Raw genomic sequence first — 14,297 nt, 5'->3', positions numbered from 1 at the left:
TGAGTGCCTCCGATCAGAGCGAGTAGGGCAGGTAGCAGAGGGCAGCGAGGACCATGGCGCCCCAGCCGAGCAGGGCAGGCTTGCGGTACCAGGCGCTGTCGCCCTCCTCCGGCGCCTCTTCGGCGTCCGGGGACTCCGTGCCGTAGACCAGACCGGCCAGTTCGGCCTCCGGCTTGGGGGCGGTGAAGAGGGTGACGGCGACCATCACGACCGCACCGGCGACGAATCCGACGATCGCGGAGACGAAGTTGGCGCCCTGGTCGGACGGGATGTCGATGATGCCCTGCTTGTAGATCACGAAGTAGTTCACCATCGCGGCCGTGGTGCCCGCGACGAGACCCCAGACACCGGACTTCATCGAGGCGCGCTTCCAGAACATGCCGATGATGAAGACGACGAACATCGGGACGTTGAAGAAGGAGAACAGCGTCTGCAGGTACGTCATGATGTTGGAGAAGCTGGCCGCGATGAACGCCGTGCCGATCGAGGCCAGCACACCCACCGCGGTGATCAGCCGTCCGAAGCGCAGGTAGTACGCGTCCGGCTGGTCCTTCTTCACGTACCGCTGCCAGATGTCCGTGGTGAACACCGTGTTGAACGAGGACACGTTGGCGGCCATACCGGCCATGAACGCGGCCAGCAGACCGGTCACCGCGATGCCGAGCACACCGTTGGGCAGGAGCTCCTGCATCAGCAGCGGGATGGCGTCGTTGTACGTGAGGTCCGAGCCGGGCGTGCCGATCTGCGGGACGACGACGGCGGCGACCAGGCCGGGGATCATCACCACGAAGACGATGAAGATCTTCGGGAAGGCGGCGATCAGCGGGGTGCGCTGGGCGGCCGAGAGGTTCTTCGCGGACAGGGCGCGCTGCACCTCGGCGAAGTTCGTGGTCCAGTAGCCGAAGGAGAGCACGAAGCCGAGGCCGAGGATGATCGTCAGCCAGTTGGCGCCGAGCGGGTTGGCGTCACCGATGCCGGTACCGCCCCAGGCGGACATGAAGTCCGTGCCGTGCTGCTTCTCCAGCGAGCCGGTCAGACCGTCCCAGCCGCCGACGCGCTTGAGGCCCAGCAGGGTGATCGGGATCAGCGCGGCGAGGATGACGAAGAACTGCAGCACCTCGTTGTAGATCGCCGAGGAGAGTCCTCCGATGGTGATGTACAGGAGGACGAAGAGGCCGGCGACGACGATCGCGACCCACTGCGGCCAGCCGAGCAGCGCCTCGACGACGATCGACAGGGCGTAGAGGTTGACGCCCGCGATCAGGATCGCCGCGAAGGCGAAGAGCACGGAGCTCAGCAGGTGCGCCGACTTGTCGAAGCGCTGGAGCAGGAACTCCGGTACGGAGCGGACCTTCGAGCAGTAGTAGAAGGGCATCATCACCAGGCCGAGGAAGACCATGGCGGGGATGGCGCCGATCCAGTACCAGTGGACGACCGCGACGCCGTACTGCGCGCCGGTCGCCGCCATGCCGAGGATCTCGGTGGCCCCGAGATTCGCCGCGACGAAGGCCAGGCCGGTCACCCAGGCGGGCAGCGACCGTCCGGACAGGAAGAAGTCGAGGCTCGTCTTCACACTGGCCCGGGCGGCGAAGCCGATGCCGAGCACCACGACGAAGTAGATCGCCAGAATCGTGTAGTCGAGCCCGTTCGTGGGGAGCCGGAGCCCTTCGGCCAGATATTGCATGGGGGGTACTCGCTTCGTTGCGCGAACTGAACTCGACGGAACCTACGCCTTTGTGTTCAGAAAATGAACAGGGTGGATGGCGTTCTTTGTTTGATCGTGATCGTGTGGGGTGAAATGTCCCGATCTAGGGCTCCGCTTACACAGTTCATACACAGGACTCGACGGCATTGACTGTGGTGTTTACTTGTGATTTGTTATGTGCGGTTATGTTTGAGGGCGTCACATGGAGGACCCTGGTGAAGAAGACGGTTACGACCCTCGCCGACGGCCGTGAGCTGATCTACTACGACTCCGCGGACGACACCGTCCGCGATGCCGTCGACCTGAGGCCGCTGGATGCCGTCTCGACATCCTCGGAGATCCGTCGCGATCCCCTGCTCGGCGACTCGGTCGCCATCGCCTCCCACCGTCAGGGGCGTACGTACCACCCGCCGGCCGACGAGTGCCCGCTCTGCCCCTCGCGGGACGGCCGCCTCAGCGAGATCCCCGACACCGACTACGACGTCGCCGTCTTCGAGAACCGCTTCCCCTCCCTCGCCGGTGACTCCGGCCGGTGCGAGGTCGTCTGCTTCACCTCCGACCACGACGTGTCCTTCGCCGGCCTCACCGAGGACCAGGCCGCCCTGGTCCTGGAGGCCTGGACCGACCGCACCGCCGACCTCGCCGAGCTCCCGCAGGTCACCCAGGTGTTCTGTTTCGAGAACCGGGGCGCCGAGATCGGCGTCACCCTCGGCCACCCGCACGGCCAGATCTACGGCTACCCGTTCGTCACCCCGCGCACCGAGCTGATGATGCGCTCGGCGGAGAAGCACCGGGCGGAGACCGGCCGCAACCTCTTCGACGACGTCGTCGCCCGCGAGCTGGCCGACGGCGACCGCGTGGTCCTGGAGAGCGAGCACTGGGTCGCCTTCGTGCCGTACGCCGCGCACTGGCCCTACGAGGTCCATCTGTACCCGCGCAACCGCGTCCCCGACCTGCGGGAGCTCGACGCGGGCGCACGCACGGAATTCCCACAGGTCTATCTGGAACTCTTGAGGCGATTCGACCGGATCTTCGGCCCCGGCGAGCCGCCGACCCCGTACATCTCGGCCTGGCACCAGGCACCCTTCAGGGTTCCAGGGCGTGAGGACTTCGGGCTGCACCTGGAGCTCTTCACCATCAGGCGGACCACCGGAAAGCTGAAGTTCCTCGCGGGCTCCGAGTCCGGCATGGGCGTGTTCATCAACGACGTGCCGCCGGAGGCCGCGGCCCAGCGACTGCGAGAGGTAGCGAGCGAATGAGCAACACCGGCAAGAAGTACCTGGTGACGGGCGGCGCGGGATACGTCGGCAGCGTCGTCGCCGCACACCTGCTGGAGGCCGGTCACGCCGTCACCGTCCTCGACGACCTGTCGACCGGCTTCCGCGCAGGCGTCCCCGGGGGCGCCGACTTCATCGAGGGCCGCGTCCAGGACGCCGCCAGGTGGCTGGACGCCTCCTACGACGGAGTGCTGCACTTCGCCGCGTACTCCCAGGTCGGCGAGTCCGTCGTCGACCCCGAGAAGTACTGGGTCAACAACGTCGGCGGCACCACCGCCCTCCTCGCCGCCATGCGCGACGCCGGGGTCCGCACCCTCGTCTTCTCCTCCACCGCGGCCACCTACGGCGAGCCGGTCTCCAGCCCCATCACGGAGACCGACCCCACCGCACCCACCAACCCGTACGGCGCCTCCAAGCTCGCCGTCGACCACATGATCACCGGTGAGGCCGCCGCACACGGCCTGGCAGCGGTCTCCCTGCGCTACTTCAACGTCGCCGGGGCCTACGGCAGCCACGGCGAACGCCACGACCCCGAGTCGCACCTCATCCCGCTGGTCCTCCAGGTCGCCCTCGGGCAGCGCGAGTCGATCTCCGTCTACGGCGACGACTACCCGACCCCCGACGGCACCTGCGTACGCGACTACATCCACGTCGCCGACCTCGCCGAGGCCCACCTGCTGGCCCTGGACGCTGCCACCACGGGTGAGCACCTCATCTGCAACCTCGGCAACGGCAACGGTTTCTCCGTACGCGAAGTGATCGAGACCGTCCGCCAGGTCACCGGCCACCCCGTCCCGGAGACCGCCGCACCCCGGCGCGGCGGCGACCCCGCCGTCCTCGTCGCCTCCGCCGCCACCGCCAGGGAGCGGCTCGGCTGGAAGCCTTCGCGCGCCGACCTGGCCGCCATCGTCGCCGACGCCTGGGCGTTCGCCCGCCGAGAGGAGCCCACCGCACCATGACCGACAACGCCGAGCTGACCGCCTCCTTCACCGAGCTCTACGGGACCGCGCCCGAAGGGGTCTGGGCCGCACCCGGACGAGTGAACCTGATCGGTGAGTACACCGACTTCAACGACGGCTTCGTCATGCCGCTCGCCCTCCCGCACCACGCCCGCGCCGCCGTCGCCCGCCGCACCGACGGGCAGTTGCGCCTGCACTCCACCGACGTACCCGGCGGGGTCGTGTCCCTGCGCGTCGACGAGCTGGTCCCGCACTCGGGTCATGGCTGGGCCGCCTACCCCGCGGGCGTCGTCTGGGCGCTGCGCGAGGCGGGCCACGCCGTGACCGGCGCGGACATCCAGCTCACCTCCACCGTCCCGGTGGGCGCCGGCCTCTCCTCGTCGGCCGCCCTGGAGGTCGTCACCGGGCTTGCCCTGAACGACCTCTTCGAGCTGGGCCTGAGCGCTCCGGAGATCGCCGTGCTCGGCCAGCGCGCCGAGAACGCGTTCGTCGGGGTGCCCTGCGGCGTCATGGACCAGATGGCGTCGGCCTGCTGCACCGAGGGCCACGCGCTGTACCTCGACACGCGTGACCTCACCCAGCGCCAGGTCCCCTTCGACCTGGCCGCGCACGGGCTGCGACTGCTGGTCGTCGACACCCGCGTCAAGCACGCCTTGGGCGACGGCGCGTACGCGGAGCGCAGGGCCGGCTGCGAGGCGGGTGCGAGGGCGCTGGGCATCGGCACCCTCCGCGACCTTCCGTACGAGGGCCTCGACGCCGCGCTGGAGACCCTGGCTGCGGCCGGCGAGGACGAGTCGGTCGTCCGCTACGTCCGCCATGTGGTGAGTGACAACCACCGGGTGGAGCGGGTCATCGCGCTGCTCGACGCCGGTGAGGTGCGCGCGGCGGGCCCGGTGCTCAACGAGGGCCACGTCTCGCTCCGTGACGACCTGCGGGTCTCCTGCCCGGAGCTGGACCTCGTGGTCTCCGCGGCGAACGAGGCGGGCGCGCTCGGGGCCAGGATGACCGGGGGCGGCTTCGGCGGCTCGGCGGTCGTGCTGGTGGAGGAGTCGATGGCGGACACCGTCGCCAAGGCCGTGTCGGAGGCCTTCACCGCCGCCGGCCACGCGGCCCCAGGAGTGTTCCCCGCGGTGCCCTCGGCGGGCGCCCGCCGGGTCGCCACAGCTGCTTGACCGCCGAATACGACGTTCCTGCGACGTTCCTTGTCCACTTCGGTCACAGGACGGAACATGAACAACACCCTGAACGCCTGGGGTGGTCAGTTCTGCGAATCGCCTTCCGGCGCCCACCGCCCGCCGTAGTCTGAGCGCAGCACCGGTGGGGGCCGGTGTCGTTTCAGGGGACGAGACAGTCGGATACGGCGCCCGGGGCGGGTGGCGGCCGGCACACGGCGGCGGCCGTGCGCCGACAGTCACCGGAGTGCTCCGGGCGTCGTATCCGCCGTGGTCCGTCCTCGTCGGGGCCGGCCATGAACGGGGCGCCCCAGGAGCTCACACAGCATGGGGGTGTCTGTGGCTCGTATCCGGGTTCTGGTGGTCGACGACCATCGCATCTTTGCGGAGTCCCTGGCCGCGGCCCTCGCGGCCGAACCGGACGTCGACGTGTCCGCTGCGGGCAGCGGCCCCGCCGCGCTGCGCTGTCTGGAGCGGGCTGCCGCAGAGGGGCGCCGTTACGACGTGATGCTGGTCGACGCCGAGCTGGGTGTCGATGCCACGGGCGGCGCCCGTGGCATTCCCGCGCCGCGCGGCGTACCGGACGGCGCACCCGGCAGGGGAGCGCTCGGCGGGGGAGCGTCCGGCGGTCAGGTCGACGGCCTGTCGCTGGTGGCCGGCGTGCGCGCGGGGCAGCCCAGGATCCGTACGGTGGTACTCGCCGAGAAGGACGACCCGCGCAGGGCAGCGGCGGCGCTGCAGGCCGGTGCCTCGGGCTGGGTCGCCAAGGACTGCTCGCTGCAACGCCTGCTCGCGGTCATACGGGGCGTGTTGCGCGACGAGACGCATCTGCCGGCCGCGCTGCTGACCGGCGTCCTGCGGGAGCTGACCGCGGCCCGCAAGCACCGCACCGAGAGCGAGCAGCTCGTCGAGTCGCTGACGCCGCGCGAGCGCGAGGTGCTGCGCTGCATGGTGGCGGGCCTGGGCCGCAAGGCGGTCGCGGAGCGGCTCTTCCTGTCCCCGCACACGGTGCGTACGCACATGCAGAACGTGCTCGGGAAGCTCGGCGTCCACTCGACCCTGGCGGCCGTGGCGCTCGCCCGGCGGGCCGGGGTGGGCCCGGTCGCGCTAGCTGGGGATGTTGTCGAACGGGGCGGTCAACTGGCGTAGCAGTCCGGCCAGTTCGGAGCGCTGCTGCGGGGAGAGCTCGCCCAGGATGGCCCGCTCCTGGTAGAGCAGCCCGGCCAGCGACTGGTCGGCCTTGTCGCGGCCACGCTCGGTCAGCCGGACGAGGACGCCGCGGCGGTCACTCGGGTCGGGCAGCCGCTCCACGAGATTCTTCTTGGTCAGCCGGTCGATGCGGTTCGTCATCGTGCCCGAGGTGACCAGGGTCTGGGTGAGGAGCTGTCCGGGGGAGAGCTGATACGGGGCGCCGGCGCGGCGCAGCGACGTCAGGACGTCGAACTCCCAGGGCTCCAACTGATGCTCGGCGAAGGCGATTCTGCGGGCCCGGTCCAGATGCCGGGCCAGGCGGGAGACGCGGCTCAGGACCTCGAGTGGTTCCACGTCGAGGTCGGGGCGCTCGCGGCGCCATGCAGCGACCAGTCGGTCGACCTCGTCCTCCATGTCGATCAGTGTAGAGGGTCCCTCGACATGAAGTCTCTTGAATTCAAGTGTCTTGACATCAAGATATTCTCCTGGTGATCCTGATCCCATGACATCACCGACCTGGGACCCGCAGCAGTACCTCCGTCACGCGGATCACCGCACCCGCCCCTTCCACGACCTCCTGGCCCGGATCGGACCACTCCCGCACGACCCCGCACCCCGGATCGCCGACCTCGGCTGCGGCGCGGGCAACGTCACCGCACTCCTCGGCGACCGCTGGCCCCGCGCCCGCATCACCGGCTACGACAGCTCACCCCGGATGCTGGAGCGGGCCCGCACCCACGCCGGCCCCCTCCTGGACTTCGTCCGAGCCGACGCCGCCACCTGGGCCCCCACCGAGACGTACGACCTCATCGTCTCCAACGCCCTGCTCCAATGGGTCCCCGGCCACACCGACCGCTTCCCCCATTGGCTGGACGCCCTCACCCCCGGCGGCACCCTCGCCTTCCAGATCCCCGGCAACTTCGACGCCCCCAGCCACACCCTCATGCGTGAACTCGCCGAATCCCCCCGCTGGCACGACCGCCTCGGCGGCACCCTGCGCCACGCGGACGCCGTACACAGCCCGACCGACTACCTGGAACACCTCACCGCACCCGGCCGCACCGTGGACGTCTGGGAGACCACCTACCTGCACCTCCTCCAGGGCACCGACCCCGTCCTGGACTGGGTCAAGGGCACCGGCCTGCGCCCCGTACTCGACGCCCTCGCCGACACCCCGGATGCCCACGACGCCTTCCTCACCGAATACCGCGACCTGCTGCGCACGGCCTATCCGACGGGCCCGCACGGCACGGTCTTCCCGTTCCGCCGGATCTTCGCGGTCGCCCGCACCGCGGGGTGACCGCGTCCGGGTGAGCGTCAGAGCGCGTCGAGCGCCTCCGCCGAGATGTCGAGGTCGATGGGGAAGGGCACACCCGTCTTGAGCCGGTCGTGATGGATGCCCGTCAGCGCGTACGCCTTCGTCACCGGATCCAGCTCGTAGACCCGCACCACCGGGTGCTGATCAGTGCCGGTCATCTCGACCAGCCAGAAGTGCTCGATCCCGGCGGTCGCGTACTTGTGCGGCTTGGTCTCCCGGTCGCGGGCCTCCGAGTCGGGGGAGACCACCTCGACGGCGAGGAGCACGTCGGCGGCCTCGAAGCGAGTCTGCTCCCGACCGGTGACCGACTCCGCCCGGACGACGGAAACATCAGGCTCAGGCCCGTTGCGCCGGTCGAGGACCACGGTCATCTCGCGCACGACCTTCAGCTCGCGGGGCACGCTGCCGCGCAGCCCGGAGGTCAGCAGGTCGATCATGAGGCTGTGGAAGATGCGCTGCGGACTCACAAAGATGAGGCTCCCGTCGAGCAATTCCGTGTGCGGCGGGAGATCGGGCAGCGTGAACAGGTCGTCCACGGTGTATCCGTCCTGCGGGGGCACCGGCCAGCGGCTGCTGTGCCCGGTGATCGGCTCGGCGGTCATGGTTCCTCCCATGGACGGGATTCTGTGCCCTGCCGACCAGACTACGGCCGGGGTTCCGCAGGCGTCATCACAACGAGTGACGACTTGGGCGTCAGCTCTTCCGGTGGCCTATCAGCCGCGGCTTCGGCTCCAGGTTCTCCAGCCCGTGCCAGGCCAGATTCACCAGATGCGCGGCGACCTCCGCCTTCTTCGGCTTCCGGACGTCCAGCCACCACTGGCCGGTCAGCGCCACCATCCCGACCAGGGCCTGCGCGTACAGCGGGGCCAGCTTCGCGTCGAAGCCCCGGGCCTTGAACTCCAGGCCCAGGATGTCCTCGACCTGTGTCGCGATGTCACTGATCAGCGACGCGAACGTGCCCGTGGACTGCGCGACCGGTGAGTCACGGACCAGGATCCGGAAGCCGTCCGTGTACGTCTCGATGTAGTCGAGCAGCGCGAACGCCGCCTGCTCCAGCAGCTCACGCGGATGCCCCGCCGTGAGCGCGCCCGTCACCAGGTCGAGCAACTGGCGCATCTCACGGTCGACCACCACGGCGTACAGGCCCTCCTTGCCGCCGAAGTGCTCGTACACCACCGGCTTGGAGACCCCGGCACGCGCCGCGATCTCCTCCACCGACGTGCCCTCGAAGCCCTTGTCAGCGAACAGGGTGCGGCCGATGTCCAGGAGCTGCTCGCGGCGCTCCTTCCCCGTCATCCGGACCCGCCGGGCCCTTCGCGTGGGGGTGGTGGATCTGCTCTTCTCTCCGCTGGTACTTCCGTCGGTGGCCACGTCGTCAATCATGCCGGGTCGGCGGCCACGGGCTTGCGCCGGGAGGCGATACGTGACGCATCGGGCCACCGCACATCATGTGCCCAGCCCAGCTTCTCGAACCAGCGGATCAGCCGGGCACTGGAGTCGATCTGCCCCTTCATCACCCCGTGCCGTGCGCTCGTCGGGTCCGCGTGGTGCAGGTTGTGCCAGGACTCACCGCACGAGAGGACCGCGAGCCACCACACGTTCCCCGACCTGTCACGGGACTTGAAGGGCCGCTTCCCGACCGCGTGACAGATCGAGTTGATCGACCACGTCACGTGGTGCAGCAGCGCGACCCGGACCAGCGAACCCCAGAAGAAGGCGGTGAACGCGCCCCACCACGACATCGTGACCAGGCCGCCGACCAGCGGCGGGATCGCCAGCGAGAGAATCGTGAAGCTGAGGAAGTGACGCGAGATCGCACGGATCGCCGGGTCCCTGACCAGGTCCGGGGCGTACTTCTGCTGCGGGGTCTGCTCCTCGTTGAACATCCACCCGATATGGGCCCACCACAGGCCCTTCAGCAGCGCCGGCAGATTCTCGCCGAACCGCCACGGCGAATGCGGGTCGCCCTCGGCGTCGGAGAACCGGTGGTGCTTGCGGTGGTCGGCCACCCAGCGCACGACCGGACCCTCCACCGCCATCGAACCCGCCACGGCCAGCGCGAGTCGCAGCGGGCGCTTCGCCTTGAACGAACCGTGCGTGAAGTAACGGTGGAAACCGATCGTCACACCGTGGCAGCCCCAGTAGTACATGGCGACGAGCAGACCCAGATCGAGCCAGCTGACACCACGGCCCCAGGCCAGCGGCACCGCCGCGACCAGGGCCGCGAACGGCACCACGATGAACAGCAGCAGCGCGATCTGCTCGACCGAACGCTTCTTGTCGCCACCGAGCGTGGCGGAGGTGCCTGCGGGGCCGCCTGCCGCGGTCGGCAGGCCGTCGTCGATCACATCAGGGCTGGTGGGCATTGGGGAGTCCCCCGTGAGGTGAGGAAATATGACGGAATGAGCGGGCTACGCTTCCGTAACCTACGGCAACGTAAGTATGGCAGCGAACAGGCGCACGGCACGAGAGCGCCGCCACCACAACCCGTGTCAGGCGAGGCTCTCCCCGCTCTCCTGCCCCGGATCCTGTCCGCCCCCGCAGGGCAGCGAGCACGCCGGAGTCGCGGACACCTATCCTGGGTGCGTCGGACAGCGCGGTCCGCACTCTGCACATCCGGGGTGACCCGTCAGCACCGCGAGCGCCCCGGCCCCCCTGACAGACGTGCTCAACCACTGCAAGGAGCCGCACACTGTGAGCAGTGCCGACCAGACCCCTGCCGCCAACAGCGAACTGCGGGCCGACATCCGCCGCCTCGGCGACCTGCTGGGCGAGACCCTCGTACGACAGGAGGGCCAGGACCTCCTCGACCTCGTCGAGCGCGTCCGCGCCCTGACCCGGACCGACGGCGAGGCAGCAGCCGAGCTCCTCGGCGACACGGACCTGGAGACCGCCGCACAGCTCGTGCGCGCCTTCTCCACCTACTTCCACCTCGCCAACGTCACCGAGCAGGTCCACCGGGCCCACGAGATGCGCGACCGCCGGTCCGCCGAGGGCGGGCTCCTCGCCCGCACCGCCGACCGCCTCAAGGACGCCGACCCCGAACACCTGCGCGAGACGGTCAAGAACCTCAACGTCCGGCCGGTCTTCACCGCGCACCCCACCGAGGCCGCACGGCGCTCCGTGCTGAACAAGCTCCGCCGCATCGCCGAGCTCCTCGAGACGCCCGTCATCGAGGCCGACCGCCGGCGCCAGGACGTCCGGCTGGCCGAGAACATCGACCTCATCTGGCAGACCGACGAGCTCCGTGTCGTCCGCCCGGAGCCCGCCGACGAGGCCCGCAACGCCATCTACTACCTCGACGAACTCCACGCCAACGCGGTGGGCGACGTCCTGGAGGACCTGGCCGCGGAGCTGGAGCGCGTCGGCGTCGAACTGCCCGCCGGCACCCGCCCGCTCACCTTCGGCACCTGGATCGGCGGCGACCGCGACGGCAACCCCAACGTGACGCCCACCGTCACCTGGGACGTGCTGATCCTCCAGCACGAGCACGGCATCACCGACGCCCTCGAACTCATCGACCAGCTGCGGGGACTGCTCTCCAACTCCATCCGCTACACCGGAGCCACCGACGAGCTCCTCACCTCCCTCCAGACCGACCTGGAGCGGCTCCCGGAGATCAGCCCCCGCTACAAGCGGCTCAACGCCGAGGAGCCCTACCGGCTCAAGGCCACCTGTATCCGCCAGAAGCTGGTCAACACCCGCGAGCGGCTCGCCACCGGCACCCCCCACCGCCCCGGCTGCGACTACCTCGGCACCGCCGAACTCCTCGCCGACCTCGTGCTCATCCAGACCTCCCTGCGCGAGCACCGCGGCGGACTCTTCGCCGACGGCCGCATGGACCGCACGATCCGTACGCTCGCCGCGTTCGGCCTCCAGCTCGCCACCATGGACGTACGCGAGCACGCCGACGCCCACCACCACGCGCTGGGCCAGCTCTTCGACCGCCTCGGCGAGGAGTCCTGGCGCTACACCGACATGCCCCGCGACTACCGGCAGAAGCTCCTCGCCAAGGAGCTGCGCTCCCGCCGCCCCCTCGCACCCACCCCGGCCCCGCTGGACGCCGCCGGCGAGAAGACCCTCGGCGTCTTCCACACCATCAGCCAGGCCTTCGAGCGCTTCGGCCCCGAGGTCATCGAGTCCTACATCATCTCGATGTGCCAGGGCGCCGACGACGTCTTCGCCGCCGCCGTACTCGCCCGCGAAGCCGGCCTCATCGACCTGCACGGCGGCTGGGCCAAGATCGGCATCGTGCCGCTCCTGGAGACGACCGACGAGCTCAAGGCCGCCGACGTCATCCTCGACGCGATGCTCGCCGACCCCTCCTACCGCCGTCTCGTATCACTGCGCGGCGACGTCCAGGAGGTCATGCTCGGCTACTCGGACTCCTCCAAGTTCGGCGGCATCACCACCTCCCAGTGGGAGATCCACCGCGCCCAGCGCCGGCTCCGCGACGTCGCCCACCGCTACGGCGTACGCCTGCGCCTCTTCCACGGCCGCGGCGGCACCGTCGGCCGCGGTGGCGGCCCCTCGCACGACGCGATCCTCGCGCAGCCCTGGGGCACGCTGGAGGGCGAGATCAAGGTGACCGAGCAGGGCGAGGTCATCTCGGACAAGTACCTCATCCCCGCCCTCGCGCGCGAAAACCTGGAACTGACCGTCGCGGCCACCCTCCAGGCCTCCGCGCTGCACACGGCGCCCCGCCAGTCCGACGAGGCCCTCGCCCGCTGGGACGCGGCCATGGACACCGTCTCCGACGCGGCCCACGACGCCTACCGCAAGCTCGTCGAGGACCCCGACCTGCCCTCGTACTTCCTCGCCTCCACCCCGGTGGACCAGCTCGCCGACCTGCACCTGGGCTCGCGGCCCTCCCGCCGCCCCGGCTCGGGCGTCTCGCTCGACGGCCTGCGGGCCATCCCGTGGGTCTTCGGCTGGACCCAGTCGCGGCAGATCGTCCCCGGCTGGTTCGGCGTCGGCTCCGGCCTCAAGGCACTGCGCGAGGCCGGTCTCGACACCGTCCTGGAAGAGATGCACGAGCAGTGGCACTTCTTCCAGAACTTCCTCTCCAACGTCGAGATGACACTGGCCAAGACCGACCTGCGTATCGCCCAGCACTACGTCGACACCCTCGTCCCCGACGAGCTCAAGCACGTCTTCGACGCCATCCGGACCGAGCACGAACTCACCGTCCAGGAAGTCCTCAAGGTCACCGGCGGCAAGGAACTCCTCGGCACCAGCCCGGTGCTCCAGCAGACCTTCGCCATCCGCGACGCCTACCTGGACCCCATCTCCTACCTCCAGGTGTCCCTGCTCGCCCGTCAGCGCCAGGCCGTCGAACGAGGCGAGGAAGCCGACCCGCTGCTCGCCAGGGCCCTGCTGCTCACCGTCAACGGTGTCGCCGCAGGCCTGCGCAACACCGGCTGAGACCCATGTGACCGGGTGCGGTCCTGTTCACAGGGCGATGAACGTCGCCACCAGCAGGACCGCGCCCGCGATCCCCGCACCCCACGCCGTACGCGTCAGCCGCATGCCGCCGCCGATCAACAACGCGGCCAGCACGAGCGCACCGCCCAACGGCACCCAGGCATGCAGAAAGCCCGGCAGCCCCGTACGCACGACGTCGCCGGTCCCGGGCTTCACCACCACGGGGAGCCGGTCCCCCTCGTGCACCGCGACGGACCGCTCGACCGCCACAGCGGACCGCTTCTGCGCATCCGCGTCCGGCGAGAACGACCCCGTGCAGGCATCCTCACCGCACGTCGTCACCTTCATCGTCCCGTGCTCACGGCCCTTGGACAGAACGATGTGCTGCGCGCTGCCCCATGACGCCCAGGCGCCCGCCACCAGCAGCAGCAACACGACACAGCCCACGGCGAACATGCGCCCGTGGGCCACCAGCCGGTGGGAGGAACTCCGCTTCATGGGGGCCGATCCTTGGGTAGAGCCCTGCCACCGGTCAACCTATGGCTGAAAAACACCCAAGAAGCAACAGGAATGTCAGGAGTTGTACGCGGACTGAGCCCGCTCCAACCCCTCGGCCAGCAACGACTCCACCGCGTCGGCGGACCGGTCCACCAGATACGCGAGTTCCTTGCGCTCGGCCGACGAGAAGTCCTTCAGTACGAAGTCCGCGACCTGCATCCGCCCCGGCGGCCTGCCGATGCCGAACCGTACCCGGTGATAGTCGGGCCCCATCGCCTTCGTCATCGACTTCAGCCCGTTGTGCCCGTTGTCGCCGCCGCCCGACTTGAGCCGCAACATCCCGAAATCAATGTCCAACTCATCGTGGATCGCCACGATGTGATCCGTCGGCACCTTGTAGAAATCACGCAACGCCGTCACAGGGCCGCCCGAAAGGTTCATGTACGACATCGGCTTCGCCAGCACCACACGACGGCTCGCCGGCCCGGGCGGCCCGATCCGCCCCTCCAGCACCTGTGCCTGTGCCTTCTGCGCCCGCTTGAACTTCCCGCCGATCCGCTCGGCCAGCAGATCGGCCACCATGAACCCGACGTTGTGCCGGTTGGCCGCGTAGTCGGGGCCCGGATTGCCGAGGCCGACGATCAGCCAGGGGTCGGTGACGTCGGACATCAGAACTCGGTCTCCTCGTGTACGGACCAGTGATGGCAGAGAAGCGGGGCGGCGGAACCCCGGAAGGGAACCGCCACCCCGTCA

General features: G+C 69.6%; 13 protein-coding genes. 6 read left to right on the top strand and 7 right to left on the bottom strand.

Translation table 11 applies throughout. The features are described 5' to 3' along the window. Window positions 1-13: 13 nt before the first annotated feature. Window positions 14-1,684 (bottom strand): sodium:solute symporter family protein, encoded by a 1,671-nt coding sequence (locus AB0C75_RS12470; RefSeq protein WP_362889808.1) that lies wholly within the window; start codon window positions 1,682-1,684, stop codon window positions 14-16. A gap of 236 nt (window positions 1,685-1,920) precedes the next feature. Here AB0C75_RS12470 and galT point away from each other — a divergent pair, with 236 nt between their 5' ends. The 4 genes from galT to AB0C75_RS12450 all read left to right on the top strand — a co-directional run bounded on the left by galT (window position 1,921) and on the right by AB0C75_RS12450 (window position 6,262). After that, on the top strand, window positions 1,921-2,964 hold the full coding sequence (gene galT, locus AB0C75_RS12465; RefSeq protein WP_362889806.1) for a galactose-1-phosphate uridylyltransferase: 1,044 nt from the start codon (window positions 1,921-1,923) through the stop codon (window positions 2,962-2,964). After that, window positions 2,961-3,941: a UDP-glucose 4-epimerase GalE gene (gene galE / locus AB0C75_RS12460; RefSeq protein ID WP_362889804.1), complete on the top strand. Its 981-nt coding sequence runs from the start codon at window positions 2,961-2,963 to the stop codon at window positions 3,939-3,941. Before galT ends, galE begins: the two co-directional genes overlap by 4 nt. Next, window positions 3,938-5,113, top strand: a complete 1,176-nt coding sequence (galK, locus tag AB0C75_RS12455) for a galactokinase (protein ID WP_362889802.1) — start codon at window positions 3,938-3,940, stop codon at window positions 5,111-5,113. The genes galE and galK overlap by 4 nt, the downstream gene beginning before the upstream one ends. Window positions 5,114-5,440: 327 nt before the next feature. Continuing rightward, on the top strand, window positions 5,441-6,262 hold the full coding sequence (locus AB0C75_RS12450) for a response regulator transcription factor (protein ID WP_362889800.1): 822 nt from the start codon (window positions 5,441-5,443) through the stop codon (window positions 6,260-6,262). On the opposite strand, the gene AB0C75_RS12445 is transcribed toward AB0C75_RS12450, so the two are convergent. After that, the gene (locus AB0C75_RS12445) at window positions 6,221-6,718 is read right to left on the bottom strand and encodes a MarR family transcriptional regulator (protein WP_362889798.1); all 498 of its coding nucleotides are present in this window, start codon (window positions 6,716-6,718) and stop codon (window positions 6,221-6,223) included. The genes AB0C75_RS12450 and AB0C75_RS12445 overlap by 42 nt on opposite strands. A gap of 88 nt (window positions 6,719-6,806) precedes the next feature. Between AB0C75_RS12445 and AB0C75_RS12440 the strand changes: the two genes are divergently transcribed. Then, window positions 6,807-7,604 carry a trans-aconitate 2-methyltransferase gene (locus AB0C75_RS12440; protein WP_362889796.1) on the top strand — a complete coding sequence of 266 codons (798 nt, stop codon included), beginning with the start codon at window positions 6,807-6,809 and terminating at the stop codon, window positions 7,602-7,604. 17 nt (window positions 7,605-7,621) lie between these two features. Here the strand turns inward: AB0C75_RS12440 and AB0C75_RS12435 are convergent, their stop codons facing one another. From AB0C75_RS12435 to AB0C75_RS12425, 3 genes are all read right to left on the bottom strand, one after another. Further along, entirely contained in the window at window positions 7,622-8,224 is a 603-nt protein-coding gene (locus AB0C75_RS12435; protein WP_362890079.1) for a Uma2 family endonuclease, read from the bottom strand. A 91-nt stretch (window positions 8,225-8,315) separates the two neighbouring features. Next, on the bottom strand, window positions 8,316-9,005 hold the full coding sequence (locus AB0C75_RS12430) for a TetR/AcrR family transcriptional regulator (protein WP_362889794.1): 690 nt from the start codon (window positions 9,003-9,005) through the stop codon (window positions 8,316-8,318). Further along, window positions 9,002-9,988 (bottom strand): fatty acid desaturase, encoded by a 987-nt coding sequence (locus AB0C75_RS12425; protein WP_362889792.1) that lies wholly within the window; start codon window positions 9,986-9,988, stop codon window positions 9,002-9,004. The genes AB0C75_RS12430 and AB0C75_RS12425 overlap by 4 nt, the downstream gene beginning before the upstream one ends. Before the next feature lie 328 nt (window positions 9,989-10,316). Between AB0C75_RS12425 and ppc the strand changes: the two genes are divergently transcribed. Next, window positions 10,317-13,046: a phosphoenolpyruvate carboxylase gene (gene ppc, locus AB0C75_RS12420; RefSeq protein ID WP_362889790.1), complete on the top strand. Its 2,730-nt coding sequence runs from the start codon at window positions 10,317-10,319 to the stop codon at window positions 13,044-13,046. 27 nt (window positions 13,047-13,073) lie between these two features. On the opposite strand, the gene AB0C75_RS12415 is transcribed toward ppc, so the two are convergent. Together AB0C75_RS12415 and pth are read right to left on the bottom strand one after the other, a co-directional pair. Then, window positions 13,074-13,544 (bottom strand): hypothetical protein, encoded by a 471-nt coding sequence (locus AB0C75_RS12415; protein WP_362889788.1) that lies wholly within the window; start codon window positions 13,542-13,544, stop codon window positions 13,074-13,076. A 75-nt stretch (window positions 13,545-13,619) separates the two neighbouring features. Next, entirely contained in the window at window positions 13,620-14,213 is a 594-nt protein-coding gene (pth, locus tag AB0C75_RS12410; RefSeq protein ID WP_362889786.1) for an aminoacyl-tRNA hydrolase, read from the bottom strand. Window positions 14,214-14,297: the final 84 nt, after the last annotated feature.

The sequence above is a fragment of the Streptomyces sp. NPDC048565 genome, from assembly GCF_040650935.1.
In the GTDB taxonomy this organism is placed as follows: Bacteria; Actinomycetota; Actinomycetes; order Streptomycetales; family Streptomycetaceae; genus Streptomyces.
This window is presented reverse-complemented; position numbering and strand designations above follow the sequence as displayed.

Excerpts from the sequence above, each read along its gene's own strand:
- AB0C75_RS12445 (WP_362889798.1), bottom strand. The coding sequence starts at position 6,718 with ATGGAGGACGAGGTCGACCGACTGGTCGCTGCATGGCGCCGCGAGCGC.
- galE (WP_362889804.1), top strand. The coding sequence starts at position 2,961 with ATGAGCAACACCGGCAAGAAGTACCTGGTGACGGGCGGCGCGGGATAC.
- galK (WP_362889802.1), top strand. The coding sequence starts at position 3,938 with ATGACCGACAACGCCGAGCTGACCGCCTCCTTCACCGAGCTCTACGGG.
- pth (WP_362889786.1), bottom strand. The coding sequence starts at position 14,213 with ATGTCCGACGTCACCGACCCCTGGCTGATCGTCGGCCTCGGCAATCCG.
- AB0C75_RS12440 (WP_362889796.1), top strand. The coding sequence starts at position 6,807 with ATGACATCACCGACCTGGGACCCGCAGCAGTACCTCCGTCACGCGGAT.
- AB0C75_RS12430 (WP_362889794.1), bottom strand. The coding sequence starts at position 9,005 with ATGATTGACGACGTGGCCACCGACGGAAGTACCAGCGGAGAGAAGAGC.
- AB0C75_RS12425 (WP_362889792.1), bottom strand. The coding sequence starts at position 9,988 with ATGCCCACCAGCCCTGATGTGATCGACGACGGCCTGCCGACCGCGGCA.
- AB0C75_RS12450 (WP_362889800.1), top strand. The coding sequence starts at position 5,441 with ATGGGGGTGTCTGTGGCTCGTATCCGGGTTCTGGTGGTCGACGACCAT.
- AB0C75_RS12415 (WP_362889788.1), bottom strand. The coding sequence starts at position 13,544 with ATGAAGCGGAGTTCCTCCCACCGGCTGGTGGCCCACGGGCGCATGTTC.
- AB0C75_RS12435 (WP_362890079.1), bottom strand. The coding sequence starts at position 8,224 with ATGACCGCCGAGCCGATCACCGGGCACAGCAGCCGCTGGCCGGTGCCC.
- AB0C75_RS12470 (WP_362889808.1), bottom strand. The coding sequence starts at position 1,684 with ATGCAATATCTGGCCGAAGGGCTCCGGCTCCCCACGAACGGGCTCGAC.